25 protein-coding genes are annotated in these 26,956 nt (G+C 58.2%); 16 read left to right on the forward strand and 9 right to left on the reverse strand.

Annotated features, from left to right (window positions below; translation table 11 throughout):
* Positions 1-111: 111 nt before the first annotated feature.
* The 3 genes from B0G77_RS16925 (at position 112) to B0G77_RS16940 (ending at position 4,530) form a co-directional block, all read left to right on the forward strand.
* Positions 112-1,512, forward strand: a complete 1,401-nt coding sequence (locus B0G77_RS16925) for an AAA family ATPase (protein ID WP_133663142.1) — start codon at positions 112-114, stop codon at positions 1,510-1,512.
* 77 nt (positions 1,513-1,589) lie between these two features.
* Entirely contained in the window at positions 1,590-2,963 is a 1,374-nt protein-coding gene (locus B0G77_RS16930; protein ID WP_133663143.1) for a RelA/SpoT domain-containing protein, read from the forward strand.
* A 913-nt stretch (positions 2,964-3,876) separates the two neighbouring features.
* Positions 3,877-4,530, forward strand: coding sequence for a TetR/AcrR family transcriptional regulator (locus B0G77_RS16940; RefSeq protein ID WP_133663145.1), 654 nt, complete (start codon positions 3,877-3,879; stop codon positions 4,528-4,530).
* Between the two features lie 278 nt (positions 4,531-4,808).
* On the opposite strand, the gene B0G77_RS16945 is transcribed toward B0G77_RS16940, so the two are convergent.
* From B0G77_RS16945 to B0G77_RS16980, 8 genes are all read right to left on the reverse strand, one after another.
* A complete protein-coding gene (locus B0G77_RS16945) occupies positions 4,809-5,582 on the reverse strand; it encodes an SDR family oxidoreductase (protein WP_133663146.1) in 774 nt (257 codons plus the stop codon).
* Between the two features lie 220 nt (positions 5,583-5,802).
* A complete protein-coding gene (locus B0G77_RS16950) occupies positions 5,803-6,540 on the reverse strand; it encodes an OmpW family outer membrane protein (RefSeq protein WP_133663147.1) in 738 nt (245 codons plus the stop codon).
* Between the two features lie 218 nt (positions 6,541-6,758).
* Positions 6,759-7,556 carry an SDR family oxidoreductase gene (locus B0G77_RS16955; RefSeq protein ID WP_133663148.1) on the reverse strand — a complete coding sequence of 266 codons (798 nt, stop codon included), beginning with the start codon at positions 7,554-7,556 and terminating at the stop codon, positions 6,759-6,761.
* A 263-nt stretch (positions 7,557-7,819) separates the two neighbouring features.
* A complete protein-coding gene (locus B0G77_RS16960; RefSeq protein WP_133663149.1) occupies positions 7,820-9,391 on the reverse strand; it encodes an AMP-binding protein in 1,572 nt (523 codons plus the stop codon).
* 13 nt (positions 9,392-9,404) lie between these two features.
* Positions 9,405-10,709, reverse strand: coding sequence for an acyl-CoA dehydrogenase family protein (locus B0G77_RS16965; RefSeq protein ID WP_133663150.1), 1,305 nt, complete (start codon positions 10,707-10,709; stop codon positions 9,405-9,407).
* Between the two features lie 39 nt (positions 10,710-10,748).
* Positions 10,749-11,579 (reverse strand): enoyl-CoA hydratase/isomerase family protein, encoded by an 831-nt coding sequence (locus B0G77_RS16970; RefSeq protein ID WP_133663151.1) that lies wholly within the window; start codon positions 11,577-11,579, stop codon positions 10,749-10,751.
* Between the two features lie 30 nt (positions 11,580-11,609).
* A complete protein-coding gene (locus B0G77_RS16975; RefSeq protein WP_133663152.1) occupies positions 11,610-12,833 on the reverse strand; it encodes a thiolase family protein in 1,224 nt (407 codons plus the stop codon).
* Positions 12,830-13,954 (reverse strand): DUF5938 domain-containing protein, encoded by a 1,125-nt coding sequence (locus tag B0G77_RS16980; protein ID WP_133663153.1) that lies wholly within the window; start codon positions 13,952-13,954, stop codon positions 12,830-12,832. The genes B0G77_RS16975 and B0G77_RS16980 overlap by 4 nt, the downstream gene beginning before the upstream one ends.
* Before the next feature lie 212 nt (positions 13,955-14,166).
* Here B0G77_RS16980 and B0G77_RS16985 point away from each other — a divergent pair, with 212 nt between their 5' ends.
* Positions 14,167-15,120 carry a helix-turn-helix domain-containing protein gene (locus B0G77_RS16985; RefSeq protein WP_208116429.1) on the forward strand — a complete coding sequence of 318 codons (954 nt, stop codon included), beginning with the start codon at positions 14,167-14,169 and terminating at the stop codon, positions 15,118-15,120.
* A gap of 194 nt (positions 15,121-15,314) precedes the next feature.
* On the opposite strand, the gene B0G77_RS16990 is transcribed toward B0G77_RS16985, so the two are convergent.
* Entirely contained in the window at positions 15,315-15,917 is a 603-nt protein-coding gene (locus tag B0G77_RS16990) for a TetR/AcrR family transcriptional regulator (protein WP_133187362.1), read from the reverse strand.
* A 187-nt stretch (positions 15,918-16,104) separates the two neighbouring features.
* On the opposite strand from B0G77_RS16990, the gene B0G77_RS16995 reads away from it, so the two are divergent.
* The 12 genes from B0G77_RS16995 to dmpG all read left to right on the forward strand — a co-directional run bounded on the left by B0G77_RS16995 (position 16,105) and on the right by dmpG (position 26,956).
* Positions 16,105-16,935, forward strand: coding sequence for an alpha/beta hydrolase (locus B0G77_RS16995; protein ID WP_208116430.1), 831 nt, complete (start codon positions 16,105-16,107; stop codon positions 16,933-16,935).
* Positions 16,932-17,228 carry an extradiol ring-cleavage dioxygenase gene (locus B0G77_RS17000; RefSeq protein WP_133663155.1) on the forward strand — a complete coding sequence of 99 codons (297 nt, stop codon included), beginning with the start codon at positions 16,932-16,934 and terminating at the stop codon, positions 17,226-17,228. The genes B0G77_RS16995 and B0G77_RS17000 overlap by 4 nt, the downstream gene beginning before the upstream one ends.
* Before the next feature lie 7 nt (positions 17,229-17,235).
* The gene (locus tag B0G77_RS17005; RefSeq protein WP_133663156.1) at positions 17,236-18,075 is read left to right on the forward strand and encodes a protocatechuate 3,4-dioxygenase; all 840 of its coding nucleotides are present in this window, start codon (positions 17,236-17,238) and stop codon (positions 18,073-18,075) included.
* A gap of 19 nt (positions 18,076-18,094) precedes the next feature.
* Positions 18,095-18,439, forward strand: a complete 345-nt coding sequence (locus B0G77_RS17010; protein WP_133663157.1) for a non-heme iron oxygenase ferredoxin subunit — start codon at positions 18,095-18,097, stop codon at positions 18,437-18,439.
* Positions 18,440-18,450: 11 nt separating this feature from the next.
* Positions 18,451-19,854 carry an aromatic ring-hydroxylating dioxygenase subunit alpha gene (locus B0G77_RS17015; protein WP_133663158.1) on the forward strand — a complete coding sequence of 468 codons (1,404 nt, stop codon included), beginning with the start codon at positions 18,451-18,453 and terminating at the stop codon, positions 19,852-19,854.
* A complete protein-coding gene (locus tag B0G77_RS17020; protein WP_133663159.1) occupies positions 19,851-20,402 on the forward strand; it encodes a 3-phenylpropionate/cinnamic acid dioxygenase subunit beta in 552 nt (183 codons plus the stop codon). Before B0G77_RS17015 ends, B0G77_RS17020 begins: the two co-directional genes overlap by 4 nt.
* A gap of 2 nt (positions 20,403-20,404) precedes the next feature.
* Positions 20,405-21,214: a 3-(cis-5,6-dihydroxycyclohexa-1,3-dien-1-yl)propanoate dehydrogenase gene (hcaB, locus tag B0G77_RS17025; RefSeq protein WP_133663160.1), complete on the forward strand. Its 810-nt coding sequence runs from the start codon at positions 20,405-20,407 to the stop codon at positions 21,212-21,214.
* Positions 21,215-21,237: 23 nt separating this feature from the next.
* A complete protein-coding gene (locus tag B0G77_RS17030) occupies positions 21,238-22,236 on the forward strand; it encodes a nitronate monooxygenase (protein WP_133664184.1) in 999 nt (332 codons plus the stop codon).
* 220 nt (positions 22,237-22,456) lie between these two features.
* Complete coding sequence (locus B0G77_RS17035) at positions 22,457-23,053, forward strand: fumarylacetoacetate hydrolase family protein (protein ID WP_347814164.1); 597 nt, start codon at positions 22,457-22,459, stop codon at positions 23,051-23,053.
* A 4-nt stretch (positions 23,054-23,057) separates the two neighbouring features.
* Entirely contained in the window at positions 23,058-24,932 is a 1,875-nt protein-coding gene (locus tag B0G77_RS17040; RefSeq protein WP_133663161.1) for a feruloyl-CoA synthase, read from the forward strand.
* A 22-nt stretch (positions 24,933-24,954) separates the two neighbouring features.
* Positions 24,955-25,905, forward strand: a complete 951-nt coding sequence (locus B0G77_RS17045) for an acetaldehyde dehydrogenase (acetylating) (RefSeq protein ID WP_133187382.1) — start codon at positions 24,955-24,957, stop codon at positions 25,903-25,905.
* A 13-nt stretch (positions 25,906-25,918) separates the two neighbouring features.
* On the forward strand, positions 25,919-26,956 hold the full coding sequence (dmpG, locus tag B0G77_RS17050) for a 4-hydroxy-2-oxovalerate aldolase (protein ID WP_133663162.1): 1,038 nt from the start codon (positions 25,919-25,921) through the stop codon (positions 26,954-26,956).

Consider the following 26,956-nt stretch of genomic DNA (forward strand, 5'->3'; position numbering starts at 1 on the left):
CTCCAGTTTGGATCACACGTTTTACCCCAAATCTGTGTCCAAAAAAAACGGAGGCGCCGCAATGCGGTATGTTTGTTGTGTCAACAGCCACTTGAAGATGGTGCCGGGCGAATGCTCCGGTTCGAGCAGTTCGTCAAGGCCGACGCCGCGAACACGGCACAGAAGGCGCGTGAGGCATTGACCGTGGGGACCGCGAAGATTACCGGCGCGGTGCTGTCTCAGGAATTGCCCCTCTCGCTGAGTGACGAGCTCGAGACTCTGGAACGGGGGCTGCCCGCGTTGATTCTCGAGTTTGAGGCGGGAATCGAGACCCGCCGTTCAGCAATGTTGATGTTTGCCGAAAGTGGGGTTTGGGACGGGCTCCCAGATCTGCCGCAGGACCCACGGCCGAAACTTGAGGCCATCGCGAGCAGGCTTACTCAAAGAGCCAGCGGTCTCAACAATGCGGCGGATGCCGCCGCTCGCCAGAAGCTCGAAAAGGAGCGAAACGAGTTACTGGCTCGTACGCATCTCGCACCAGTAAGAGGCGCGGTGGCAGCGCTGGCGAACCGAATGAAACTCCACAAACAGCTCGAAAGCTGCGAAGTAGATCTGAGGACGAACCGGATAACAGCCAAGTCAAAGGAGTTTGCGACCATCGGCGTGAACCAGGCGCTTGCCACAGCGCTCGATGATGAGTTTGCGCGGCTGGGTATCGGGCACATCAAGACGAAGCTGATTCCGCGGGGCGATCGGAGCAAAAACAAGTATCGGCTGGGCCTCAACCTGCCTGGAACGTACAACCTTGACGAGATCCTTTCGGAGGGGGGGCAGCGGTCAATTTCACTTGGCTGCTTCTTGGCCGAATTGCGTCAATTTAACCACAAGGGGGCGATAGTATTTGACGATCCGGTGAGTTCCCTTGACCACTGGCGTCGGCAGTACGTTGCGCAGCGTTTGGCCCAGGAGGGTCGCGACAGGCAGGTGATTGTGTTCACCCATGAAACCGTGTTTTTGGCTCTTTTGGAGGATGCCGTTCAGGATGCGCAAGTCGGGCTCCATATCCAAAATCTCGAGTGGCAAAACGGCCGTCCAGGAGTTATTGTCCCTGGGCTGCCATGGGACCATCAGCCGTACGCTCAGCGAATTGACGCTATCGAGCGTACTCAGCGCTTACTTGTGAAAGACTGGCCGGCTTATCCGAATGCAGAACAGACGGAGTTAATCCGCCGCCAGTACAGCTTACTGCGCTCAACGATTGAGCGTGTTATCCAGGACGTGGTGCTCGGAGGCGTCGTTAGGCGGCACCATGAATACGTCAAAGCCGGGGACTTACGTCGCGTAGTCGGTTTTCCTCTAGTCGAGCAGCAAGAGTATGACCGCCTGGTAAGCCGGTGCAATAAAATGACTGAGGCACACGACCCGTCATCGGGGCAATACCTTGCGCCTCCCTCTGCTGCAGAATTGGGAGCTGATTTGGTAGCGTTAAAGGCAATCATCAAAATTACCAAGGCGCGGCAGAACGCGAATTAACCTTGAGGGAAGCGCAAAGATCGGCGTGTCAGCGCTGGAAAAAGTCCGTTCGGCCTATCGGAAAATTATAAGAGAGCATGAGCACACCATCGGACAGTGACATTGTCAGTCAGTTCATCGCGAGGTATCGCCGTGAATTCGACTTCTTCGAGCATGCGGGACGCATTGTTGCGCAGCAACTTGAGGCGCAGCTGGAGGCTTCTGGCATCCGTGCAATGGTGACATCAAGAGCAAAAAACCCCAAGCGCCTTGAGTCGAAAGTTCGTCAACGGAACGAGGAAAAGCACTATGCAACGGTTGACGACATCTACAACGACATTGTTGACCTTGCCGGTGTCAGAGTCGCGTTGTATTTTCCCGCTGAACGCGTTGAGGTGGACAAGATAATTCAGGAACGGTACGCCTTGGGTGAGCAGCCGAAGATTTTCGAAGGGACGTCGAACACGAACCCTAGCTATAGAAAGCGCTTCTCGGGCTATTGGGCCACCCACTATCGGCTTCAGATTCGCGAGTCGACCCTTCCTGACACAGACAAACGCTTCGCTGAAGCTCGAGTTGAGGTACAGGTAGCATCAGTATTGATGCATGCGTGGTCAGAAGTCGAGCACGATCTTGTGTACAAACCGCTCCAAGGCAGTCTGTCTGAGGACGAATTGGCGATACTGGACGAGCTAAATGGGATGGTTCTGGCCGGCGAAATTGCGCTCGAGCGTCTTCAACGGGCCGCGGAGATCCGACTTTCTGCGCAGGGTGCGAAGTTCGAAAATCACTATGACCTCGCATCGTTTCTCGTGAAGTACGGTCGCTCAAAATTTGGCGACCTAGCGGGAGAGCCAGTTATAGGCGACGTAGAGCTACTCTACAGATTTTTGGTAATGCTGGGGATCTCGACAGCGGAGCAGTTGCGTCCATATCTTGAGGGCCTGGTCCCCGACACCGAACGACGCCCGATTGCAGAGCAGATTACTGATCAAATTCTTGAGGCAAACTCGGATCGGTACAGTGCATATGCAATGGCACGTGGGCAAGACGAAACACTAGATTCTGGCGTGACTGTGAACGCCATGGTTCTACGGCCGGCGGCACAAGACCCTAAGCATCATGCTATCGGCTATTTTCTTTCACAGTGGATCGAGTTTGAGCAGTTCATCCGGGAGCTTGCCGTAATTCGGAACTTAGGAAGCGATGGAAAATCACTGGCAATGGCACCGAAGCTCAGGAAGTTCGAGGACGTGTTTAGCTCAAAACAGTTGACCGATATCGAGCAGATTCGTCGAGTTCGAAATTATCTCGTGCATGGCATTGAGAACCCGGAGCCTGAGTTTGTCGAAAGCCTTGGCCGTGAGCTTCATCAGATGTTGCATTCCTTATTGACTAGCGAGCTACCCGACGTGCGCGAAGCTGCGCGCAGGGCGCTAGGGGGTGAGGATGATGCCCGTGCTCTCTTGTAAGTACAATACCGACCGGACACCTACCCCTTCATGGTCTTTACGAACGACACAGCGTGAAACTGACGACGGGCAGGGCCGCAAACGGCTCTCCCCGGTAGTCGTGCCTCGGCTCGGCTGACCGCGGATACGGACGAATGTTGACGAACGTGAGATGCGACCGGGCGGTCGCAATTGCCTCTGGAGCAAAATCAGCCGGTGCGCATTGACGGCCGTTTGGTCGCAGGGGGATATACATACCAACGGCCGTCATCGTGCCTGAAGAACATAATTTCGAGCGGCACAGTCCCAGTCAGTCTGGAGGACCTCGCGAAGACGCAACGCGCTTCTCCCGAAGCCGTATTGCTCAAACGCGACCGCGTTAGATGTACCGGTGATGCCGGAGTTGGCGCAAGCCACTTGTCGATCAGGTTGCGCAAGGATTTCTCGCTGAGGCTCATCGCGAACTCCATGGATACATCAAAGCATTCACAGGCGCGGCTACCAACGTCGACCGTCCTCGACTGTGTCTTATCCAACGTGGGACGCGGTTGGCTGCGTCACCAACGTGCGCGACGGAGAAATGCCTGGCCGATGGAAGGTCGGCGTCAGGCAATCTCTAATATTGGTCGCATGACTGATTTATACAGTCATGCGACCAATAAATCAAGATTCTCAGCGACCGGGAAACTACGGATTTGTCTATGTATTTGGCAGAATTTTGGTAGTTGCAGATCGCGAACCGGTCGATTGTCTGGTAATTATTGGTCGTTTGACGTATTATCTGGGCGCGGAGCAGTGATGGATCTCCTGTTGAGGGCGGTATTCAACCGTGGTACGCCGTGGTCGTGCCTCATCAAGGCAGTCGTCGCTCGGCAGTGCAGCTACGTCGACGGCCATACCCCGACAACTGGCAATCAGCTAGGAGTGTTCATAAGTGAAACAGGTCGCGATCAACTTGGCTGGCAGGAAAGAGGAACCCGACGAGCCGAAGCGCCGCGGTAACAGGACAACGCGAACTCCGGAAATCCTCGAGGCGGCGATCGATGTGCTCGCAAAGTACGGTAATGTCGGGTTTGCTCTCCGGCGCGTTGCCAGCGAGGTAGGTATTCACCTGGCTACGTTGCAGCACTACTTCCCGAGCAGGGAAGACTTGTTGCGTGCGGCGATGGAAGAGGTGGCGGCGCGATACCTGGCGCTGTATCAAAGTTTGGTCAAGGACGATGAACGGTCACCAGAGGTTCGGCTCGACGCTATCGTGGACGTCGCCTTTGATGAGTTGACCAAACCCGGTACCCACATTGCGCCGTTTTGTCTCGAAGGATGGAGCATGGGAGAGCGTGAAGAGTTTGCCCGGAGCCTGGTGGCCAGGTTTAACCGCCAGTTTCAGGAGACATTTGCGAGCCTGGTAGGGAAGATCAACCCGTCGCTTACGCCTCAAGAATGCGCGCTCCGCGGTCGTCTGCTTTATTCGCATATGGCGGGACTAATTGTCCTCGTTCGCCCCGTACGCGGGGGCTCGGCCGACGTTGAAGCACTTCGTGCAGCGACAAAGGTCGTATGGAGAGCGCTCAGCGCCGCCCCGCAGTAGGGTGAAATGCTCCTGACGCTGATTGCCAGACTTTCCATAGAACTGCGCCTGATTCGAGAGACAGATCTACACCTGTCGGCCCAGCTGACATCGCCTGCTTCACTCAGCTAAGAGTGCTGGCATCCCGACAGGTTACCGATGTGTTTCGCGACGAGCGGACGGGGGAATGCCTGCTGTGAACCGTCTTCAGGGATTCGACAGAACTGCGGGTTATCGATTAAGCAGCATCGGAGTGATGTCGACCAAAGCGGTGTCGCACCTTGCCGCGTGCAGATACGCTAACCCTGGCGATAGGCGGGAGCCCCCATCATCGCGCCAGTGACCCCACCGTCAACATAGAGTTCGGTAGCTTGCACATACGATGACTCACTAGAGCAGAGAAAGAGCACGACCTCTGCGACCCCTTCTGCCTCACCCAGGCGGCCCAGTGGGACGGATCGCGTCGCGAACTCATGGACGGCTGGAATGAGCGCGGCGTCTGCTACAGTTCGCCAGAACGGAGTTCGAATATTACCGGGAGAGACGACATTTACGCGGATCGCTCTTCCAGACAGCTCTGAGGCGATGCATCGGGCCATCCCGATCAGTCCAGCCTTGCTGGCAGCATAGGCTGCCATCCCCGGCATTCCGATCGCATTGCCGATCGAACTATTCAGTACTATGGAAGCATTGTTTCGTAGGTGGGGTAGAAGCGCTTGAACGTAGAAGAAGGGACTTTTCAGGTTCGTCGCGATCAAGTGATCGAACTGTTCTACAGTCGTGCCGCCCACTGGCGTCAAGCTTGCGTCGCCAGCATTCAGAAACACAGCGTCGAAATTGCCTACGTCTCTCACGATGGATGCGAGCCCGGATTCCAGGCCGACGAAGTCAGTAGCATCCAAGCGAAAGGCAAAAGCCGACTCGCCAAGTGCCGCCTTGCTTTCAGAAAGTGTAGCTTCGTTGCGTCCGGTGATAACCACAGTAGCGCCTTCTTCCGATAGCCGTTTGGCCGCAGCGAATCCAATTCCACTATTTCCACCTGTGACCAGCACCGTTTTGCCCGCCATTCGCATGTTATCTTCACCTCATATGAATGAATTTAGCTCAAAAGGAACGCCATGCAGTTGATGGCGTAATGGGACGAAATTTATAACGCTTTTATTACCGAACCGTTGTTGCTTCTGCCCTTTGGAATCGTTCGCCGTCGATTCAGTTCTATCGAACCCGGAGCTAAAGATGATGCAGTCAAGCTCCGTCCGAATACCTTCGGAGCTTAGGCAGCACCTTCGACCGTTAAAACTTGTACGAGATACCGAGGAAAGTCACGATTGGATGAAGCCTGACTTTCGCATGACTGACAATCTCTGTTCCGCCTGCCGTTTTCCCTGTCAGCGTCACATTGGTGTCGGTAGGGATATATGCAACCAGCATGTCCACAGACCAGCGCTTGGATATCTGATAGTCAAGGCCAGCCTGTACCACCGGATTCCATGAACTGGAGGCATGTGCAGTCGCAGTTCCACCGGGACCGAAGGATTGCTCGACAAAATCGGAGTTCGTGACACGCGTGTCAGTGAACCACGTGTAATTAACGCCGACGCCGACGAAGGGCCTGAATCGACTGTCGGGCTGACCAAAGTGGTAACGCAATACCACCTCGGGAGCCCACGTCCGCGTATCGCCCAGAACGCCATAGCTATCCATCACGCCCCGCCCCTCTAGCTGCATTCGACCGGGCCAGCCACCCAAAAACGCAACGCCAATTTGATCGGTAATGTAGTGTTCGAAGATGAAGGCGGGTAAGTCGGCGCTTCGGGCACCAGACCCTGAACCCGGAATCGGCATGTTGACAGGCGTTCCGCCGACGCTTGTTACCGTCAGCGGACCGCTACCGGTTTGTGGCGCCACATGCGCCCAGCCAAGACTGACGACGTTGTCGCCAGCCGCCTGTGCGTGAGCGCTGTCGACAGATCCAGCAATCAGCGTCAAGCCTGACAGGCATGCCGTTGTTGCGTACTTCCACTTCCACATAATTGTCTCCGTTGTCGTTTTTTTCTATACGTTGTGGTCGAACTACAGCTTCCGACAGTTCAGCGAGGCCATATTGGGAGGGGCGGCCTTCGCGGAACCGTGGGACAGTAAGGCCGCCGCAGTGCTCTGCGAGGCGCTCGTGCTAGAACGGGTTGGCGTGGCGACTTGCGGGCCGTTGACCAGGACGTTGCCGCGACGTAACGCCGGGTCGGGCCGGGTTAAACCCCCAACTTTCTGCGCACGAGTGCGCCATAGCTGTCGGGAAACAGACGAGCAATCCATTGCAGGGAGCGCGCGCCATTGCCAACCAGCAGCCGTTTGTCGCCGCGTAGCAGTCCCGCCACAATCTCGCATGCACACTGCTCGGGTGTTGTCGTCATCTGGCGTTTGTTGGCATCCAGTAGACGACGCTCAAAATCCGTCTCGTGTTCGGCTTTCGGAACGTTGCTGATGTTGGTGTTGATGCCACCCGGGTGCACGAGTACGGCTCGCACGCCGGTGCCCTCCAATTCCTGCCACAGTGTTTCTGTTAGTCCTCGAACGCCGAACTTGGAGATTGTGTATGCGGCCGAGCAGGGTGTCGCCACTAGCCCGAAAACACTCGATATATTCACGATGCAGCCTTGGCGCCGGGCCAGCATTTTTGGCAAGAACGCTTTGGTGCCGTAGATCACACCCCACAGGTTGATTCCGATTACCTTCTCGAACTCCTCTATCGTGGCGTGCTCGACTGAGGCCAGCACCGAGGTTCCGGCGTTGTTGGTCACAAAGTCGACGTGCCCGAAGTCACTGGCTACTTCGTCCGCATGTCGAAACATTGCATCGCGACTTGAAACGTCGAGTAAGTAGGAACGTGACGAGGTGCCGACCGGCAAAAGCGCGACGGTTTTCGCTAGACTCTGCTCGCTCACATCTGACAGTGCGAGACGAGCGCCCCTGCGAGCGAGCTCGATAGCCAGCGCACGGCCAATGCCTGACCCCGCACCAGTGATGGCCACGACGAGATTACTGAACATGGCCGTGCACCTCCGCATTGCCACGCATTGCTGCAGCACGACACAACACTTTGACGCAATTTGGCATCCACCTGACGTCTGTCGGTGTAACCAAAGGACGGTTCTTGTCCATTCAATGTCTCCTCTCTGCCATCGTTAACGAAAGGTACGTTAGACCGCCACTATGAATTTCGTTATGCGAATCAATTCAATCGTTAATTGAGTATTGAAAAGGCCGGTCGGAGTATGCCGACCGTCCGAACCTCTACGTCCCCGTGTGCTTGTTAGATTTTGCGCTGCTCGTCCCGCCAGAAAGGCGCGCGCACATCTTTTTTTAGGACCTTGCCGTTGGGGCTTCGGGGAAGGGCATCGACGAACACGACGCGCTTGGGGGTTTTGATTCCACCGAGCTTAGGGCGACAATAGGTAATGATTTCGTCTTCGGTCGCTTGTGCGCCCTGGTTCAACTCGATGACAGCCGTGACTGCTTCGCCCCAGTCGGCGTGCGGAATGCCGATCACAGCGCAGTCCTGCACCGCCGGGTGGGTCCAGATGACCTGCTCGACCTCGCTCGGGTAGACGTTGAACCCGCCGCTGATGATCATGTCCTTCTTGCGGTCGGTAATATGAAGGAAGCCTTCTGAGTCGAGATAGCCGATGTCGCCGGTGTGCAGCCAGCCATCAATGATTGTTTCAGCAGTCTTGTCCGGGGCTCTGTAGTAACCTGCCATCAGCAGATCGCCACGAACGCAGATCTCGCCTGCCTGGCCGGTCGGAAGAATTTTTCCATTATCGTCGAGGATCTCGACCCGCACGAGCGGAGCAGGTCGCCCGGCCGCCGAGAGCCGCGCGTCGTCGGCAATTTCACCGTTGCGGAAGTGGTCTTCGGGACGCATGAATGCAATCGCGGAGGGAGCTTCGGCTTGACCATATCCCTGAAACATTACAGGTCCGAACACTTCGATCGCGTGGCGCAACTTTTCCGTTGACATCGGAGCTGCGCCGTAGATGAAGTATTTCAGCGATGAGAAGTCGCGTTTTTCGATCCCGGGAATTTCGAGAAGTCGATAAATTACCGTGGGCGGCAGATAGAGTTCCGTAACACGGTGTTTCTCGATCAGGTCAAGGAGGTGATGCAGGTCCATTCGATTCATCACCACAATCGTCCCTGCGCGTGCGGTACATGGCAGGGTAAGCGTGCCGGCGGCATGTGTCATCGGAGCGGCGACAAGATTCACGATCGGCTCGTCCGAAGAGTATGGCGCCGCAAACATCTGGTGCAGTGCGCTGACGGACAAGCTTCGGTGAGTGTTCATCGCACCTTTCGGTGCCCCCGTCGTTCCCCCGGTCGGCATCACGCCGGCGAGGGAGCCCTGTTCCGGGACAAAGTCAGGAAGGGAGGCTGGCGCGTTTGCAAGGAACGATTCGAGCGTAACGGCACCCGCTGCAGATGCAGCTTCGACGTTGTCGCCCAGAGAGATCACGGTGTGCAGTTTTTTCAGGTCAGCACGAATTTCATGCACAAGCGGCAGGAACTGCTCGTGACAGAACAGTACTTCGCAGTCAAAGCCGTCCAGCAGCCGCTGGGTCTCCTCTGGCGGATTCGCCGGATTGACCGGGACCCAGGCGAGACCGGCACGCCACAGTCCGAGTACACAACCCCACGCCTCAGGGTCGTTACTTGCCAGCACCGCGCCTTTGGCATCGCGCTCGATACCGCGGCCGAGTAGGGCATTACCGACACGACAGGACAGCTCGCCGATGTGCCTATACGTGAAGGTGCGATCGCCCGCGATGAAGGCGATCTTATCCGGGTTGGCACGCCACCCGCGGTCGAAGAAATCAGTGATAGCCATACAAGTTCCTAATTCACAACCCGATTCGATTGCCGCGATAAAGCAGCGAGTTCAGGTATCCAAATTTCATATTGAGAAGATGATTTTCGCCGTCCTCGATCCGCGCGGCCCGCGCGTCCCGGAAGAGCTTTTCAAGCTGGTACTCGCGGGTCAGACCGTATGCGCCGAAGAGTTGCAAGGCTTCATCGACTACCTCGAAGGCGAGGTCGGTGCAGGTGACTTTGGACCCGCCCGTGAAGTACGGATGCTTGGCCGGCGAAAGCAGCGTGTACTCGGTGGCGCGACGAGCCACGGCACGCATGGTTTCCACCTTTCGAGCCATCGCACCGAGCCGGTATTGGACCATTTGATGGTCGGCGAGAAGCGCGCCGCCCTGGCGCCGCTCGTGGACGTACTCGATTGCAAGCTCAAATGCTGCCCGGGCCATGCCCGTTGCCATCTGACCCATGCCAACGCCTGCTGTAGACCAGGTGCTTGCGTGACCACGCCAATATTCGTCCCCAGACGACACCGCATAGCGCAAGGGCACCTTGACGTTGTCAAAGTAAATTTCGCCTTGGGGCAAAGCCCGTTGTCCCAGCTTTTCGAGCGGCTTGCCTCGGCTTACTCCCGGGAGGTCCAAGGGCACAATGACTTCGATACCGTGTGGGTGACCGTCCCCGTCGAAGAACCCTTTGCCGTAATCGGCAACGATCGTCAAAATCGCAACTTGAGCGACCGACCCATTGGAAACCCACGCGGAGCTTTGCCCGTTGATGACAATGTCACCGCCGGTGACCTTCGCCGTGAGGTTGCCCTTGTTGCCTTGCGGCGCGAGAGGGTGCCGCTCCCCCGGATAGAGCATTGTCCCGTCCGAGCCGCGATCCGGCTGAGTGGCGACCCAACACCCTAGTTTGTTCGCCGTCAACTCGATCAGTTCATGGTTGGCGGCTCGCTTGGCCATCATGTTAGGGAACGCTGCAGCGGCTAGCGACACCGTAAGTCCTACGTCACCCCAACCAAATTCCTCAATGACGATAGCCTGAAGCCGGGCTAGCGTCTCGGGCGGAACGTCCCCGGCGTCGGTGTCGAAACTGATCCCCGATGCGACGGCCGTCTTGACGAAGTCCCAGTATGGCGAGCCGGGCGCAATCGCCTCCTCGGCAGTGAGCTTGTCGATTGCGATCGCCGCCGGGCGCATCACGTCACGTGCAAATCTGTGCATGGCGTGCTGGACGGTTCTTTCTTCGTCGCTGAGCACTTCAAATCCCGTTAGTTCTATATACGGGAGTCCGGGCCGCACTGAAGCCGGTGTATCGCGTTCCGTCTGCTGACTCATTTTCGGCGTCTCCGTTTCGTTTCTTTACGGTGGTTTCTGCTACTTCGCGGCGGCGAGGTGCGCCGGGAGATCGCGTTCGTGCTCGACATCCTGCATTTGAGCCATTCTTTCAAGGCCCTCGCGAACGGCGGGAATATCGACGAGCTTCATGAATGCCGCGTTTTCGCTCGCAAACCCTGCAAACTGTGCCTCGACGGCGGATCCAAAGACGCTTTTGATGACTTCGTCCACCGCGGCGACCGAGCCGGCAGGGCGCTTTGCGACATCATGGGCGAGCGTATTCACATAGGAGTTCAGGTCGTCGCGCGCAAGCGAGCGATTCACAAAGCCGTAGGCTGCGGCTTCGTCACCCGTGAAATCGCGAGACGACAAAATCACCTCGCGGGCGCGAGCGGGACCGATCAGCATCGCAAGCCGGGTAGTACCGCCGCCGGCCGGCAGGATTCCGCCGCTGGCCTCAGGCAAGCAGAATTTGCTTTTTGGCGTGCTGAACCGCATGTCCAACGCGAGAAGAAATTCGAGGCCAGCGCCGCGGCAAATTCCGTCAACCACGCCAATAGTCATTTGAGGCAGGATCTGCCATGCTGTTGCGAGCGCCTGCATCACGTTGATGTCGTCATAGCGGCTGCGCGGTGCAGTCGGATCGTTCGACAGCCGAAGCAGATCGTTCAGATCGAAGTGAGCGACGAAAAATTCGGGGTTGGCACTGCCGAAGACGACGACTGCGGTCTCACGGTCAAAAGCCAGTGATCCTGCGAGATCGAACAACTCGCCGATCATCTGAGCGTTGATGAGATTCAACGGGGGATTGTTGAAGTCGACGAAGAGAGTCCGGCCGTCGCGCCGAATGTTAAGTGTCTGGTAGGTCATAGTCTCCTCCGGGGGTTGGATGCGGACGACTCAGGAGCCGAGAATAGTGATTGCGGCGGCGGCCTCTTCACCGGCGTAGAGCCCGCCGCCGTTTTCTGCAAGTGCAATGCGGGCGCCGGCGACCTGGCGCGCTCCACAATTGCCGCGAAGCTGCTGCACGAGCTCGTAAATCTGCGCGAGGCCCGAGGCACCCATGGGATGTCCCTTGGACTCAAGGCCGCCGGATGGGTTGATGGGCATGCGGCCGCCCAGCTTGGACGCGCCGGACTCCACGAACCGGCCACCGGAACCGATCTCACAAAATCCAAGCAATTCCGATTGCAAGAGTTCGCCGAAGGACGATGCGTCGTGGACTTCCGCTACGGAAATGTCCTGTGGTCCGACGCCCGCTTGTTCATAGGCAGCTTGCGCGGCCAGGCGGGTGACGGAACGGTCCCATGCGGATAACGGACGCACGGTCCCGCTTTGCAGAACGGCCGCAAGGATGCGAACTGGCCGGCTACCGTCGAGACGTTTCAAACCGGCTGCGTTGCAGACGACGACTGCCGAGGCTCCGTCCGTTAGCGGTGCACACATTGGAACGGTGAGCGGGCCCGACACCGGGCGTGCTGCGAGGATTTCCTCTACAGACATCTCGGCGCGGAAGTGCGCGAGCGGGTTGTGTACGGCATGCTCGTGGTTCTTCGAGGCGATCAGAGCCAGTTGTTCCCGAGTCGTACCGAACGCGTTCATATGCGCTCTCGCGAGCGCCGCATAGACGTCCATAAACAGGCTATGAGGCTTCCCGTCATCCGGAAGCGCACCACCGAGTTCCTCGAGCACGGCACGGACGCCTTGCCGATCGTTCACGTCGACACCGCCGTCAAAGACTCCGAGTGCTTTCGTCTTGTCGCCGATGCTGAGCTTTTCGGCGCCAACCGCCAAAACAATGTCGGCGGCTCCAGAGCGCACATGCATGATGGCTTGATGTAATGCCGTGGCCCCCGTCGCACACGCGTTCTCGACATTGACGATCGGGATACGTTCGAAGCCCATCGACCGAAGCGCCATCTGACCGGCCACTACGACTTGACCTTCAAGGACGTCTTGACAGGTATTGCCGAAATATGCGGCTTCGATGGCGGCAGCATTGACGCCGGCATCTGTGAGAGCGTCGATGACCGCAGCCCGCGTCAGTTCCTTGACCGACACGTCCGGCCTAACACCGAATTCGGTCATGCCCACGCCGGCGACCCAAACGGGCATGTGGGTCATGCCACTGTCTCCTCGGTCACGCGAGCCAGGCCGTAGGCTTCCAACGCTCCCATGAGCTCGCGATGTCCCAGCAGTTGTGCCGGGGAGCGGAAGCCGACTCCGCTGAAGGTATTGCCGATCAATCGCATTGCCGCGTAGGCTTGCAACAAGCCGGTGATCTGATAGCCGGAGGTGCCGTGAATGACGGTGCGCGCCGTGACGTTGTTGCCCCGACCGATACACCAGTCAATAGAGCGATGTACCTGCCGGTTTTCTCGGGGAGGGGTGTTCGGCGTCATACTGGCCGCAACACGATCCAGCACGGGGTGCAATTTGTCCTCGGGTAGCCACTGGAACATGACCTTGAACATGCGCTCCGCGGCTCGGACGCGCTGAGGAATGTCGCCCTTGTCGTTGCGCATCGCGACGAACATGCGACAGTTGCGTACCCGTCGATCGTCGCGGAAGAAGACTGGCAATGCGGTGCCGCCCCACTGAAGACCGGGCACGACGTACGCAGTGCCCGGTACGACCATGTCCTGCTGCACGATTCCGTCGTACTTCTTCAGGACGTTGTCTTGCAGATAGTACGAGTCGGTACGAATCACGTCGAACATCGATTGGCTCGACCCAACCGTTGGGATGGCGCTGACGTATTCGCCGAGCTCAAGGGTGTCGATTCCAGGTGTTTCCAACACGATGCGGGCAGCGATGTCGTGCACTGCGTACTGCATCGATACCGCAGTGGAGACAACTAGTCCGGCCGCGGCAAATTTCGGACCCCAGTGGTCCAGCAGTTGAAGATGGTGTTGCTGTTCGCCAGCGGTGTCGAGATAGTGGCAACCGGCACGTAGCGACGCCTCGAGGACAGAGGGGCCATATCGCAGGAAGGGGCCGACCATATTGCAGACGACTTTTCGGCCTTTGAAAAGCGCTACTAGCGATTCGACAGAGCCGTCGACTTCGGCAATCTCGTAGTCGGCAGTCTCGATCCCGGGAACGGAATCCATGACTTCCTTGAGCTTGGCCTTGTTCCGCCCCGCGGCGACAAAGGGAATGCTGTACTCACGCAAGTACTCAGCCACCAGCCGTCCGGTATAACCACTGGCGCCATAGATGACGACAGGACGCAATTCGCTCATCGTCTCCTCCTATTTAATAGTTTGGTTACTGTTGGTGATGACCGACTGTACTGGGTGACCGGCATCCGGCGCTTGCACATGCGTGCATGCGACTTGTCGGTTTGTGCATCGTGGGCCCGGATTGGGGTTTCTGCGCACTTGACGGCGGCCTTACTGATCCACACGATCGCTGGTAGTAGTTATTTGTCAATTCGCCAATGGAAAGGAACCCAATGGCAGCTGTTACCTGGTCGACCCACGGGTTGCCCCACAAGCTCTTGCAGGACGCATTCAGCAGCAAGCTCTCTGATCTGCATGTAAATTGGACGTTATCGATCCCAGAGCCGGACGGATTTGACGCATCTGTGCGGTACCGGAAAGTGGATCGGCTGACAATCGGGGAGTTGCGAAGTGGCCGGATTACGGGCCAACGAGCGGCGTCGGGAGATGCACCGCTACTGGGGGTTCTGATGAACCTCAGTGGACGGCTAGCGTGCCGCTACGAAGATGGGCGCGAGGTCGTACTGCCCCCCAATCATCTGCTGATCTGGGATAGTGAGCTGGGTTTTGACTTTGACGTTGAGGGGTCTCATCGCGAGTTCTATCTGCTTGTGCCCCGCGAGCGAGTTCCCTTGACGGTTGCGAGCGCTGCCACTCATTTGTGCGGCGCGTTACCGGCGGTGCAAGGGTCCGGCCTGTCGGCCATTGCCGGTGAGCATCTCCGGACGATCTCCCAGGAGCTCGACCAACTGTCCGATGGCGCTTTGGCGATTGCCTGTCAGTCCTTTTTCGACTTGCTCGACGCGGCGCTTACCGTCAACACCCATCGTCCATCCTCAAAGGCCATACTGCTAAATGCGATCCGGCAGTACATTGACAAAAATCTGGACGACCCCGAATTGTGCGCTGCGTCAATCGCAAACGCTCATCATATTTCGGTACGGAAACTACATGTTACCTTCGCAGGTACGGGGACAACGGTCAGTCGTTGGATCCGTGATCGTCGGCTGAAAGTCTGCTATCGCGAACTATGTGCGGCTGCCAGTACGAAAACGGTGACGGACGTGGCTTACAAATGGGGATTCAACGACGCAGCCCACTTCAGTCGGACGTTCAAGCAAGCGTTCGGCGTAACCCCAAGAAGTTTGCGGATTGGCAGCACGGTACCGGCCCTGGACGATTACTAAATCCATTGTTCCAGACCTGGGTTGTTTTACTGTGCCGAAGACTGCGTACAAAAGCTCGTCGCTTTGCCGTATGCCCCGCCTGACGGCATCAGGATGCGCAAGAAGCCGGTCGCAGCATGACCTTCTGGTACGGCTTGCTGAAGCTGAAAGGCAGGACGGGCGCTGCTGCGAGGTCCTGCTTTCGTAGGCCAGAGTTAGTGTTCGTCGCGCAGCAGCATGCGCTCCATGAATACGCGCCGCTCGTCCCGCTGCTTATCGGTACCCTGGTTTGAAAGTAGGGATTCGGCCAACTCATAACTGTAAAGGGCGAATGCGCGCTTCCGTGCTTCCGAAATATCGAAGCCGAGTGCACTAAAGCACTGGGCAATATAAGCAAGGCGCTTCCCATCCACCTCATCCACAAATTGACGGGCCATCTCGTCCCGCCTTGCCCATCCCCGTATCGCTAACTCCGTCGCGGCGGCAACCTGCGCTGCTTCGCCGTGAAACGGCAATGCCAGCAGTTGGCGCAGCAGTTCCCGCGCCTTGACGTTGCGTTTCTCAAAACGCTCAATGATTTGCTCTGTGGCGGTATCGCGCCACCACGTCAACAGATGACTCAAGAGATCGTCGCGGTCTTTGAAGTGCCAGTAAAAGCTGCCCCGTGTGACCCCAAGATTTTTCGACAGAACCTCTACACGCACGGCTTCGACACTCTTGTCGACCAGAACTTCTGCGGCTGCACGAATCCAGTCATCCGGCGTGAGTTGAGGTTTGCTTGACGCGTCCGAAGTACGCGGTACCGAAGATCGTGACATTGCGTGTCCGTAAGGGCAAAAGAAATATTTTACTTCATCGACACATGCAGAACCGTATGGTCATGTGTATTCACGTTAACACCTGGAAATTTGACTGGCTAGGGTTATTGACTTCATCTCTGCGACGACATACGATGCACTCCATACACATACGTATGTGTATGGAAAGAACTCGAGGAGAGCGAGAATGGGCGATTTGGCAGGCGTTGGAAAGACGCTGCAGGCGGCGGACCATCGAACGAACTATCACGAGGTCGGGCAGGGCAAGCCGCTTTTCCTGCTGCATGGATCTGGTCCCGGTGTGTCGGGCTGGACCAACTGGAAGGGCGTGATGAGCGATCTTGGTGAGCAGTTTCGCGTGATCGTGCCAGACATCGCCGGCTTTGGTTTCACCGAGTTCAAGGAAGGCAGCAAGTACGACATCAAGCTCTGGGTGCGCCATCTCACGGGCATCATGGACGCACTTGGTATCGAGAAGGCGTCCTTCGTCGGAAACTCGTTCGGTGGCGCGCTCGCCATCGGGCTTGCGCTTTTCGACAAGCAACGCGTTGACCGGCTAGTGTTGCTAGGCACCCCTGCAGGCGAATTCGAACAGACCCCCGGCCTGAGGTCGGCATGGACATATGAACCGTCGCTCGAGAACATGGAGCAGACGATGCGTTTGTTCCCTTTTGACCAGGCGATCATCACCGATGAGATGGTCCGGACGCGTTATGAGGCCAGCGCTCGTCCTGGTGCGCAAGACGCCTTGCGTAAGCTGATTCCGAGGCCGAATAACGACGGGCCGACGATCGTCAAGGGATTTCCCGCGTCCGCCGTTGCCGGCATCGAAGCGCCGACGCTCGTGCTGCACGGGCGCGAGGACAGAGTCGTGCCGCCTGCTTGCGGTGCGCTACTCGCTCAGCACATTCCCAACGCCGATCTGTACCAGTTCGCCAAGTGCGGCCACTGGGTGCAAACGGAGCGCCGAGACGATTTCCTCCGGCTCGTCACGGATTTCGTTGGACAGCAATCATGAGCCGCAACAGCGTGGAGCGTGTGCTGCATCAGCTGTGTATCGATCGCGGCGCTAAACAGCGGTTTAAAGAGGGCGCGGAGCAGTTCCTCGAGCGCTTGCCGCTGACTGATGCCGAGCGCGCGATGATCTTGTCGTTCGACGTGAAAGGCCTTCAGCGATACGGGGTGAACAGCATGTTGACCATGGGTTTTTGGCAGGAGCTCTCGCCGAATCGCGACATGAGGGCCTATCTGTCGCGTCTGCGTGATGTGAAGGACGGGGAAGCGCTATTTGCAGCGGCACTGAAGGGGTAGATCAACTATGGGAAAAATCGTAGGAGCGTTTCTGGTTCCGCATGATCCCGTCATGTATGTGGCGCCGGAGGCGCCGGCGAAGCAGCAGCGCGATGCGGTCTGGCAGGCCTATACGGAGTGCGCGCAGCGCCTGCAAGAGCTAGAGCCGACCACCGTAATCATCATCGGCTGCGATCACTACATCTTGTTCGGTCCGCAGTGTCTGCCGAGCTACCTGATAGCGACCGGAGACGTCGACGGCCCCATCGATCAGCTACCCGGACTCAAACGCGCTGCGTTCAGCAATAACGAGGCGTTGGCGACACATATCGCTACGTACGGACGTGAAAACGGATTCGATTGGGCGGTGGCGCGCGCGTTCACAGCCGACCATTCGGTGGCGATTCCTCAGCAGCTTATCGTTGATCCGTTGCGCACGACGAGCGTAGATGTCAAAACCATTCCGGTCTATCTGGCGTGTGGCGTCGATCCGTACATCACATTACGGCGATCCGCGGAACTGGGCGAACAGATCAGGCGGGCCGTCGAGGCTTTCCCCATCGATGAGCGCGTCGTCGTGATCGGCAGCGGTGGAATAAGTCATTGGGTCGGCTCTGCCCAAATGGGGCGAGTGAACGCTGTGTTCGATCGCAAAATCATCGGGTACGCCGAGGCAGGCGATCTCAATGCGCTATGTGCGTTGTCGGACGAGTACATCCTCGAGCACGGCGGTGAGGGTGGAATGGAAATCCGCAATTGGGCCTGCGCCATGGGAGCGCTCGAAGGCTCCCGCGGAGAAACGATTGCCTACGAGGCAGTGCCGGAGTGGGTGACCGGGCTGGGTTTCGTACAGCTGCATCCGCAGTGAATCGAGAAGGACTCCTGAGATGAGCAACAAGATTTACTTGATCAAACGCGACCAGCTGCAACCAGGACAGGTGTGCAAGGTTGAGCAGTCGAGCTGCCCGCTTGCGGTCTACAACGTCGACGGTGTTTTCTATGCGACGTCCGATATGTGCACGCATGCGACCGCTTCGCTTTCGGAAGGCGAAATTGTAGACGGCGATCTGATCGCCTGCCCGCTCCACGATGGGCAATTTCATATTCCGACCGGGCAAGCGCTGGCGTTCCCATGCACGGTGGATCTGCGGACTTACAAGGTGATCGAGGAAGGCGACGATATTTACGCCGACCTTGAACAGGAAGCGGACGCGGCGGCGTCGGCAATCTGAGGAGCGAAGAAATGACACATGAGTGCACTGGAAGCTGCGAGCGGCTGCGCAAGGATCCGGCTAGCGAGCCGCTTGCCGGCCTAGACCGGCTGATCGATCTCGACGCCGGGCGTCTGTCGCGCAGGGTCTATTGGGATCAGCGCATCTACGAGCAGGAACTCGAGAAGATCTTTGCCCGGAGTTGGCTGTTTCTCGCGCATGAGTCACAGATTCCAAAGGCCGGCGATTATCTAACGACCTATATGGCCGAAGACAACGTCATCGTCGTTCGCCAGAAGGACGGATCCATCAAAGCGTTCCTCAACACCTGTCCACATCGTGGCAACAAGCTGAACTTCACGGACGCTGGTAGCGCACGCAGTTTTGTCTGCAACTATCACGGCTGGGCTTTCGGCATCGACGGTGCGCTGCGCGGTATGGCCGGCCAGGAATTGTTCGACGAAAGCGGAATGAATCCTGCCGAGCACGGCCTGCACCCCGTCGCTCAGGTCGCAACCTACAAGGGCCTGGTATTCGGCAATATGGATCCGGATGCGCCCTCGTTGAGCGAATACCTTGGCGATTTCCGGTATTACCTCGATGTGATCCTCGATATGGACGGGGAGGGCACGGAGTTTGTCGGCGGCTGCGTCAAGTCGGTGATCAACTGCAATTGGAAGATTCCGACGGAAAACTTCATCGGCGATATCTATCACGCGCTCTGGACGCACGACTCGGCGGCACGCGCGATGCTGGGTGGACCGGTCGCGGAAGTTTATAAGGATCCCGACTCGTACCATGTGAACTTCAACGGCCACGGCTGGGAGTTCAATCTCGACATCATCGGCAACGCGGCTACGTTGGGCGAAAAGGAAATTCGCAAATATCTGTATGGCATTCAACCGAAAGTTGCAGAGCGACTTGGCGAGTTTCGCTCCAGGATGATCGGTTCGATTTCGTCTGTCAGCGTCTTTCCGAACCTGTCGTTCCTGCCGGGGCAGAACACTTTCCGCGTTTGGCATCCGCGAGGACCGGGCAAGATCGAACTGCATACGTGGACCATCGTCAACAAGAGCGCGCCGCAGGAGATCAAGGACAAGTGGCTTAAGGGGACGATGATGACGTTCTCGCCGACGGGTGTGTTCGAGATGGACGACGGCGAAAATTTTGAGTTTTCGACGCGTACCAATGCGGGCTTCGTCACGCGGCAACAGGACTTGTACATGGGGCTTGGCCGCGGCAGTCGTCTCGAGGACAGCGACTTGCCTGGCAATGTTTACCGGAATCAGGTCAACGAGGCCAACCACCGTGCGTTCTATCGGCGCTGGCTCGATCTGATGCAGGCCCGCTCGTGGAGTGACGTGCCGAAGCGCGACTCGGCGAGGCTTGATGAGAATGCATTTGTCCACGGGCGCGCAGCAAAGGAGGTCGCATGAGTGCGGTACCTACGCTCGTATCCGCCGGCCCGGCGGATGGCACGGTGGATCGGGAGGTTGCCCATCGCATCGAGCAGTTCCTCTTCCGTGAGGCACGGCTGCTCGATACGGAGGCATGGGACGACTGGCTCTCGCTCATGACAGAGGATATCCATTATTGGATGCCTGCCATCGAGAACCGCAGGCGCGCAGACAAACTCGGCGCGTATGCCCCGGGTCGCGGCGCTTACTTCGACGACAACCACTTCGATCTGGAGCGCCGCATTGCAAGGTTCAAGCAACCGTCGGCATGGGCCGAGGATCCGCCAACCCGGCATGTGCATGCGATCAGCAACGTGGAGGCGTTGCCCGGTTCTCGGCCTGGCGAGTATGTCGTCCATTCCGTCTTTGTCAATTACCGCAGCCGCGGCGAGGCGGACAACGACCTGCTACTCGGCAGACGCGAGGATCTACTCCGCGAATTCGACGGCAGCTTCAAGATCGCAAGCCGCAAGATCGTCATCACGCAATCACTGCTGATGTCCAAGAACCTTAATACGTTCCTTTGACCATGGGTTGGCTAGACAACGATGTAGCGCTGATTACGGGCGCCAATTCCGGGATCGGGCTCGCCGTGCTGCGGCGTTTCCTCCAGGAGGGCGCGAAGGGCGTCGGGGCGTTGGTGCGTAGTGCTCAAGGCGCGGATGCCTTGCGTCAGGAGTTCGGCAACCGCGTTGCGGTGACTGTTGGTGACGTTCGCTCCGCCACGGCCAACGAAGAGGCTGTCGCTGCGACGCTGAGCGCATTCGGCAAACTCGATACGTTGGTTGGCAATGCGGGCGTTTGGGACTACTTCGCATCGCTGCGGAAGTTTGCCGACGGACAGCAGCTCGCCGACACTTTCCGCGAAGTGTTCGAGGTCAACGTAATGGGGTATTTGCTTGCCGCGCACGCGGCGGCGCCAGTATTGCGTGAGACGAGGGGCAGCATGATCTTTACGCTCTCCAACTCGAGTTTTTATGCGGGTGGTGGCGGTCCCGTCTATGTGGCTTCGAAGCACGCTTGCGTCGGGATGATTCGGCAACTCGCCTATGAACTCGCGCCGGACGTTCGCGTGAACGGCGTGGCCCCGGGCGGCACTGCGACCCCTCTCAAAGGCCCGGAGTCACTAGGCAAGCATGACGCGCGGTTATCCGAGATCCCTGGATTCTCGGATGCCGTGGCGGACGCCGTACCGCTCGGCTTTATGGCCCAACCGGAAGACCACACGGGACATTACGTGCTGCTCGCCTCGCGCACCAATTCATGCGCGACGACGGCGAACATCATTCAAAGCGATGGCGGGTGGGAGGTGCGCGGGCGTCCCCCGCGCAAAGCATGACGGATATGGGAGGCGTGACGAAGATGGACGGTGCGACAAACCGCGGCTGCCTGGCCGAGCTGTTCCCTGTCGGTCGGTTGCCGTTAATGGCGGCGCCGATGTTTCTGGTTTCCGGACCGGAGCTTGCGATCGCCTGTGCAACAGCCGGCATTGTCGGTAGCTTCCCCGCCCCGAATGCTCGCAATGTCGATCTCTTGGAGGCATGGCTCGCGCAGGTGACATCCGCTTTGCGCGATATGCCGGGCGCTTCCCCCTGGGCGCTCAATATGATCGTGCACAGCACCTACGATCGCTTCGAGCGTGAATTGGCGCTGGTCATGAAATATCGGCCCCGCATCGTTTCTACCGCGCTCGGCAGCCCTGCACGCGTGCGCGAGCATGTGCATAGCTACGGCGGCATCGTGATGGCGGATGTTGTCACGCCCACGCTGGCGCGCAAGGCCGTCGATGCAGGCGTCGATGCGCTGATTCTTGTTACCCATGGCGCGGGCGGGCACACGGGTTATTACAACCCTTTCGCGTTCGTCGCCGAGGTCCGCCAATTCTGGAGCGGACCACTTGGGCTCGCTGGATGCATTACGAGCGGACGCGATATCCGCGCCGCCCAATTGATCGGCGCAGACTTCGTCGTGGCCGGCACACGCTTCATCGCGACTCGCGAAAGCATGGCGTCGGCCGAATATCGCGATCTGGTGGTTAGTAGCCGGATTGAGGATTTAGTTGAGTCGAAAGCCGTGTCGGGTGTTCTTGCCAATTGGCTCAAACCCACGCTGCATGCGGCCGGCATCGATGCGTCTCTGGATGGTGAAGGCAAACGGATCGATTTTTCGGGCGACATCAGTGCCGGGAAAAAGGCGTGGAAGGACGTGTGGTCGGCGGGACAAGGGCTAGGCGCAATCGAGCGCTTGAGTAGTGTCGCTGAGTTGGTAAGGCAGCTCGAATGCGAATACCTCGAAATGCTGACAACTGAACGGGAACAGACCGGTGCACTGTTGGGCCGCTGGCGAGGGACATCCGCGTGACACGCGTCGGTCCATCAATATTATGAGGAGAGAGGCATGAAACCAGGCATTGAGGGAGCTGCCGAAGCATTGTGGCAGGCGCGCTCCGAACGGAAGACTATCGCTCGCGTGTCGGAGACCTTCGACATTCAAACGGTGCAGGATGCCTACGCGATCGCCGAGGTCAACGTCAACCGCGCCCTTGCGGCGGGCGCACGAGTCTGTGGAAAAAAAGATTGGCTTGACATCGAAAGCCGTGCAACAGCAGCTTGGGGTCGATCAGCCCGACTACGGCGTACTGTTCGCGGACATGGAGTATTTGAGCGGTGCCGAACTGCCGGCGCAAAAGCTGATTCAGCCAAAGGCCGAAGGGGAGATAGCGTTCGTTGTTGGTCGCGATCTCGATGCCCCGGACTTGAGCTGGGGGCATTTTCTCATCGGTTTGGAATACGCGTTGCCGGCGATCGAGGTTGTCGACAGTGCGATCGACGATTGGAAGATTACGCTTGTCGATACCGTCGCTGACAATGCGTCGTGCGGGCTCTACGTTCTCGGCCTCGAGCCGCGCCGTATAGGCGACCTCTCGCTGGCGGGATGCGGGATGGACTTCAGGAAGAACGGGACGACTGTCTCCGTCGGGTCAGGGGTGGCTTGCCTCGGAAATCCGCTGAGCGCGACGTACTGGCTTGCCAAAAAGATGGCTGAACTCGGCCAACCCCTGCGCGCCGGTGACGTCGTGATGTCGGGCGCGCTCGGGCCGATGGTGCCGGTGACGAGGGGCGATCGCGTCGACGTTGAGATCAGCGGCCTGGGCCGCGTGAGCTGCGCGCTGGAGTGACGTGATGAACTCGGCGCATGATGTACTCGACGGGCTTGGCCGGAATCAGGCGTCAGCGGGGCTTGCCTTGGCAACGCCCGATATCGAACGCATTGACGCTCCTGACGGCAGCTTCATTCTGCGTTCGCGCATGCCGCCAAGGCCGCACGCTCGGTGCATCGGCAGCTGGCTTGAATACTGGAGCCGCACCACGCCTGGTCAGGTGTTCCTAGCGGAGCGTACTGACGACGGCGCGGGTTGGCGCCGTTTGACGTATGCGCAAGTGCGTGCAGAGGTGGGCGCGATCGCCCAAGGCCTGCTCGATATCGGCCCGGCATCCGGGAGGCCCATTGTCGTTCTGTCGGATAACAGCATAGATGCTGCGCTTGTGGCGCTGGCCGCGATGCATATCGGCTTGCCGGTGTCGTTCATATCGGCAGCCTATTCGAGGGCAGCGCACGATTTCAGCAAATTGAACGCGCTTCTGAACGTGCTGGATCCGGGTCTGATGTATGCCGACGATGGAGAAGTTTATGGCAAGGCAATGCAGGCTAGCGGCAGGCAATGCCCGCTCGTGTATTCGCGGAATGTACCGGACGGCGGGATCGATCTCGGCTGCTTACGCAAGACGCGGGAAACGGCAGCCATCATGGAGGCTCACGCACGCGTCACGCCGGATACGCACGCGAAATACTTGCTGACGTCAGGCTCGACTGGCATCCCGAAAGCCGTAATCAATACGCACGGAATGCTTTGTGCAAACCAGGAGGCGATCGCTCAGGTTTGGCCGTTTGTTGACTCCGCCGCACCGATCGTCGTGGATTGGCTGCCTTGGAGCCATACATTTGGCGGCAACCACAACTTCAACATGATCCTGCGCAATGGCGGCTCCCTCTATATCGATGATGGGCGGCCCGTGCCTGGGTCGATCGAAAAATCGGTGCGTAATTTAATCGAACTGTCGCCGACGCTCTATTTCAACGTGCCGCGCGGATTCGATATGTTGCTGCCCCATCTCGAGCAAAACGAGACGTTTGCACGGCATTTCTTCAAGAATATGCGGGCGATCTTTTTCGCTGGCGCTGCGTTGCCAAAGCCGCTATGGGATCGCCTGAAATCGGCCGCTGAACGCCATCGTGATGCGCCGCCACTGTTCAGTTCGGCGTGGGGCTCGACGGAAACTTCACCGGTCATCACCAGCCTGCACTTCCATTATCCCGAGCCCGGCAATCTCGGTGTGCCGGTTCCGGGCGCAGAAATCAAGTTCGTACCGAACGGTGACAAGTTCGAAATGCGAGTGCGCGGCCAACACGTCTTCCGCGGGTACCTCCATGCGCGGGAGCTAACAGACAAGGCATTCGATGAGGAAGGATTTTATTTGATAGGAGATGCAGGGCGCTTGGCCAATCCCGCAAATCCGAACGCTGGCGTTCTGTTTGATGGACGCATCTCGGAAGATTTCAAGCTGACCACGGGGAGCTGGGTATCGGTCGGCACGTTGCGCCTACGTGCCGTTGCCGCCCTGATGCCGTACGCGCAGGACGTTGTTGTGGCTGGACATGATCGCGATGAAGTTGGCCTGCTCGTTTTCTCGTCACCGGCGTTGCATACGTTGGTCGGAGACGACGCGCGTGCGATGACAGGCGAGCAATTGGCGGCCAATGCAGAGGCCCGAAGAAGGATTGCAACCGCGCTCTCCTCGCTCAACGAAGGTCATGGCTCTGCTAGCCGAGTCGCACGCGCAATCATCATCGGCTGTCCGCCGAACCAAGAGAGGGGCGAGATTACGGACAAGGGATACATCAATCAACGGAGAGTGTTGACGTTGCGCGCACACGAGGTCGAGCGATTATTTGGCGGGGGCGCCTCGGTCATCTTTCCCGCCACCAACACTCATTGAACGCACTAGCGAAGGACGAGCAATGGCAAAGAAACTGAAGGCCGCGATCATCGGATCCGGAAATATCGGCACCGATTTGATGATCAAGATTATGCGACATGGCGAGCATCTCGAGATGGGGGCGATGGTCGGCATCGACCGTGCATCTGACGGGCTCGCACGTGCTTCGCGCTTGGGCGTAGCCACGACATACGAGGGCGTCGAAGGGCTCACCCGTCTGCCGGTGTTTGACGAAATCGATATCGTATTCGATGCGACAAGCGCCGCCGCGCATGTGAAGAACGACGCGTTCTTACGTCGGCTCAAGCCTGGCGTCCGAATGATCGACTTGACGCCGGCAGCGATTGGTCCGTATTGCGTACCTGTTGTGAACCTCGATGAGCATGTCGATGCGCTAAACGTCAACATGGTCACGTGCGGTGGACAGGCGACGATTCCGATGGTCGCCGCCGTCTCTCGTGTCGCGAAAGTGCACTATGGCGAAATCGTCGCATCGATCTCGAGCAAATCGGCAGGCCCGGGTACGCGCGCGAACATCGATGAATTTACTGAAACGACCTCAAAGGCGATTGAGCAGATCGGTGGAGCGACGAAGGGAAAGGCGATCATTATCCTGAATCCAGCAGAGCCGCCACTGATCATGCGCGATACCGTGTACTGCTTGTCGGAGCCGGCCGACGAGGATGCCGTGGCGCAGTCGATCGAAGAAATGGTGGCTGCCGTCAACCGTTACGTACCGGGCTATCGCCTCAAGCAGACGGTCCAATTCGACCGCATTGACGCCACTCAACCGTTGAATATCCCCGGGGTTGGCGCGCGGATGAGCGGGTTGAAGACCTCGGTATTCCTCGAAGTGGAGGGTGCCGCGCATTATCTGCCGTCTTATGCCGGCAACCTCGACATCATGACCTCCGCGGCGATGGCCTGTGCTGAACGCATGGCCGCCGAAATGGTCGCCCGTACCACTGCCTGAAGGGAGAGACGGCATGACATCTGACAAAAAGCTCTACATTTCCGACGTGACGCTACGCGATGGTTCGCATGCGATTCGTCACCAATACAGCGTGGAACAGGCCGTCGCCATTGCCAGGGCGCTCGACGAGGCGAAAGTTGACTCGATCGAGGTCGCTCATGGCGATGGTTTGCAAGGATCGAGTTTCAACTATGGCTTCGGCGCACACACCGACCTTGAATGGATAGCGGCAGTGGCGGGGACGGTCAAGCATGCCAAGGTCGCGACGCTACTTTTGCCTGGCATCGGCACGATTCACGACTTGCGCAATGCCTACGATGCCGGCGCACGCATCGTACGTGTCGCGACTCACTGCACCGAAGCCGATGTCTCGCGACAGCATATCGAGCATGCGCGCAAGCTTGGGATGGAAGCGGTGGGATTTTTGATGATGAGCCATATGACGACGCCGCAGCATCTGGCTCAGCAGGCAAAGCTCATGGAAAGCTATGGAGCGACGTGCTGCTACGTCGTGGATTCGGGCGGTGCCCTTGGCATGAACGACGTCCGCGAACGCTTCCGCGCATTCAAAGACGTACTTGATCCCCGGACGCAGACCGGCATTCATGCACACCACAACCTGAGCCTTGGGGTCGCGAACAGCATCGCGGCGGTAGAGGAAGGATGTGATCGCATTGATGCGAGTCTTGCAGGGATGGGGGCGGGTGCCGGCAACGCGCCACTCGAGGTATTTATCGCGGCGGCCGCTCGGCTCGAATGGAACCATGGCTGTGATCTCTACAAGCTGATGGACGCTGCAGACGATATCGTCCGCCCGCTGCAAGATCGGCCGGTGCGAGTCGACCGCGAAACGCTCGCGCTCGGTTACGCCGGTGTTTATTCGAGCTTCCTGCGTCACACCGAAGTTGCCGCAAAAAAGTACGGACTTAAGACCGTCGACATCCTCGTTGAACTTGGCCGCCGTCGTATGGTCGGTGGCCAGGAGGACATGATTGTGGACGTTGCGCTTGATCTGCTCAAGGCAAAAGAGGCCGAACGAGTAACCGGATAG

Source organism: Paraburkholderia sp. BL10I2N1 (assembly GCF_004361815.1).
Taxonomy (GTDB): Bacteria; Pseudomonadota; Gammaproteobacteria; order Burkholderiales; family Burkholderiaceae; genus Paraburkholderia.

Bases quoted from the DNA above. Each gene is read 5' to 3' on its own strand.
- B0G77_RS16925 (WP_133663142.1), top strand. From the start codon at position 112: ATGCTCCGGTTCGAGCAGTTCGTCAAGGCCGACGCCGCGAACACGGCA.
- B0G77_RS16930 (WP_133663143.1), top strand. From the start codon at position 1,590: ATGAGCACACCATCGGACAGTGACATTGTCAGTCAGTTCATCGCGAGG.
- B0G77_RS16945 (WP_133663146.1), bottom strand. From the start codon at position 5,582: ATGCGAATGGCGGGCAAAACGGTGCTGGTCACAGGTGGAAATAGTGGA.
- B0G77_RS16950 (WP_133663147.1), bottom strand. From the start codon at position 6,540: ATGTGGAAGTGGAAGTACGCAACAACGGCATGCCTGTCAGGCTTGACG.
- B0G77_RS16955 (WP_133663148.1), bottom strand. From the start codon at position 7,556: ATGTTCAGTAATCTCGTCGTGGCCATCACTGGTGCGGGGTCAGGCATT.
- B0G77_RS16960 (WP_133663149.1), bottom strand. From the start codon at position 9,391: ATGGCTATCACTGATTTCTTCGACCGCGGGTGGCGTGCCAACCCGGAT.
- B0G77_RS16965 (WP_133663150.1), bottom strand. From the start codon at position 10,709: ATGAGTCAGCAGACGGAACGCGATACACCGGCTTCAGTGCGGCCCGGA.
- B0G77_RS16970 (WP_133663151.1), bottom strand. From the start codon at position 11,579: ATGACCTACCAGACACTTAACATTCGGCGCGACGGCCGGACTCTCTTC.
- B0G77_RS16975 (WP_133663152.1), bottom strand. From the start codon at position 12,833: ATGACCCACATGCCCGTTTGGGTCGCCGGCGTGGGCATGACCGAATTC.
- B0G77_RS16980 (WP_133663153.1), bottom strand. From the start codon at position 13,954: ATGAGCGAATTGCGTCCTGTCGTCATCTATGGCGCCAGTGGTTATACC.
- B0G77_RS16985 (WP_208116429.1), top strand. From the start codon at position 14,167: ATGGCAGCTGTTACCTGGTCGACCCACGGGTTGCCCCACAAGCTCTTG.
- B0G77_RS16990 (WP_133187362.1), bottom strand. From the start codon at position 15,917: ATGTCACGATCTTCGGTACCGCGTACTTCGGACGCGTCAAGCAAACCT.
- B0G77_RS16995 (WP_208116430.1), top strand. From the start codon at position 16,105: ATGGGCGATTTGGCAGGCGTTGGAAAGACGCTGCAGGCGGCGGACCAT.
- B0G77_RS17000 (WP_133663155.1), top strand. From the start codon at position 16,932: ATGAGCCGCAACAGCGTGGAGCGTGTGCTGCATCAGCTGTGTATCGAT.
- B0G77_RS17005 (WP_133663156.1), top strand. From the start codon at position 17,236: ATGGGAAAAATCGTAGGAGCGTTTCTGGTTCCGCATGATCCCGTCATG.
- B0G77_RS17010 (WP_133663157.1), top strand. From the start codon at position 18,095: ATGAGCAACAAGATTTACTTGATCAAACGCGACCAGCTGCAACCAGGA.
- B0G77_RS17015 (WP_133663158.1), top strand. From the start codon at position 18,451: ATGACACATGAGTGCACTGGAAGCTGCGAGCGGCTGCGCAAGGATCCG.
- B0G77_RS17020 (WP_133663159.1), top strand. From the start codon at position 19,851: ATGAGTGCGGTACCTACGCTCGTATCCGCCGGCCCGGCGGATGGCACG.
- hcaB (WP_133663160.1), top strand. From the start codon at position 20,405: ATGGGTTGGCTAGACAACGATGTAGCGCTGATTACGGGCGCCAATTCC.
- B0G77_RS17030 (WP_133664184.1), top strand. From the start codon at position 21,238: ATGGACGGTGCGACAAACCGCGGCTGCCTGGCCGAGCTGTTCCCTGTC.
- B0G77_RS17040 (WP_133663161.1), top strand. From the start codon at position 23,058: ATGAACTCGGCGCATGATGTACTCGACGGGCTTGGCCGGAATCAGGCG.
- B0G77_RS17045 (WP_133187382.1), top strand. From the start codon at position 24,955: ATGGCAAAGAAACTGAAGGCCGCGATCATCGGATCCGGAAATATCGGC.
- dmpG (WP_133663162.1), top strand. From the start codon at position 25,919: ATGACATCTGACAAAAAGCTCTACATTTCCGACGTGACGCTACGCGAT.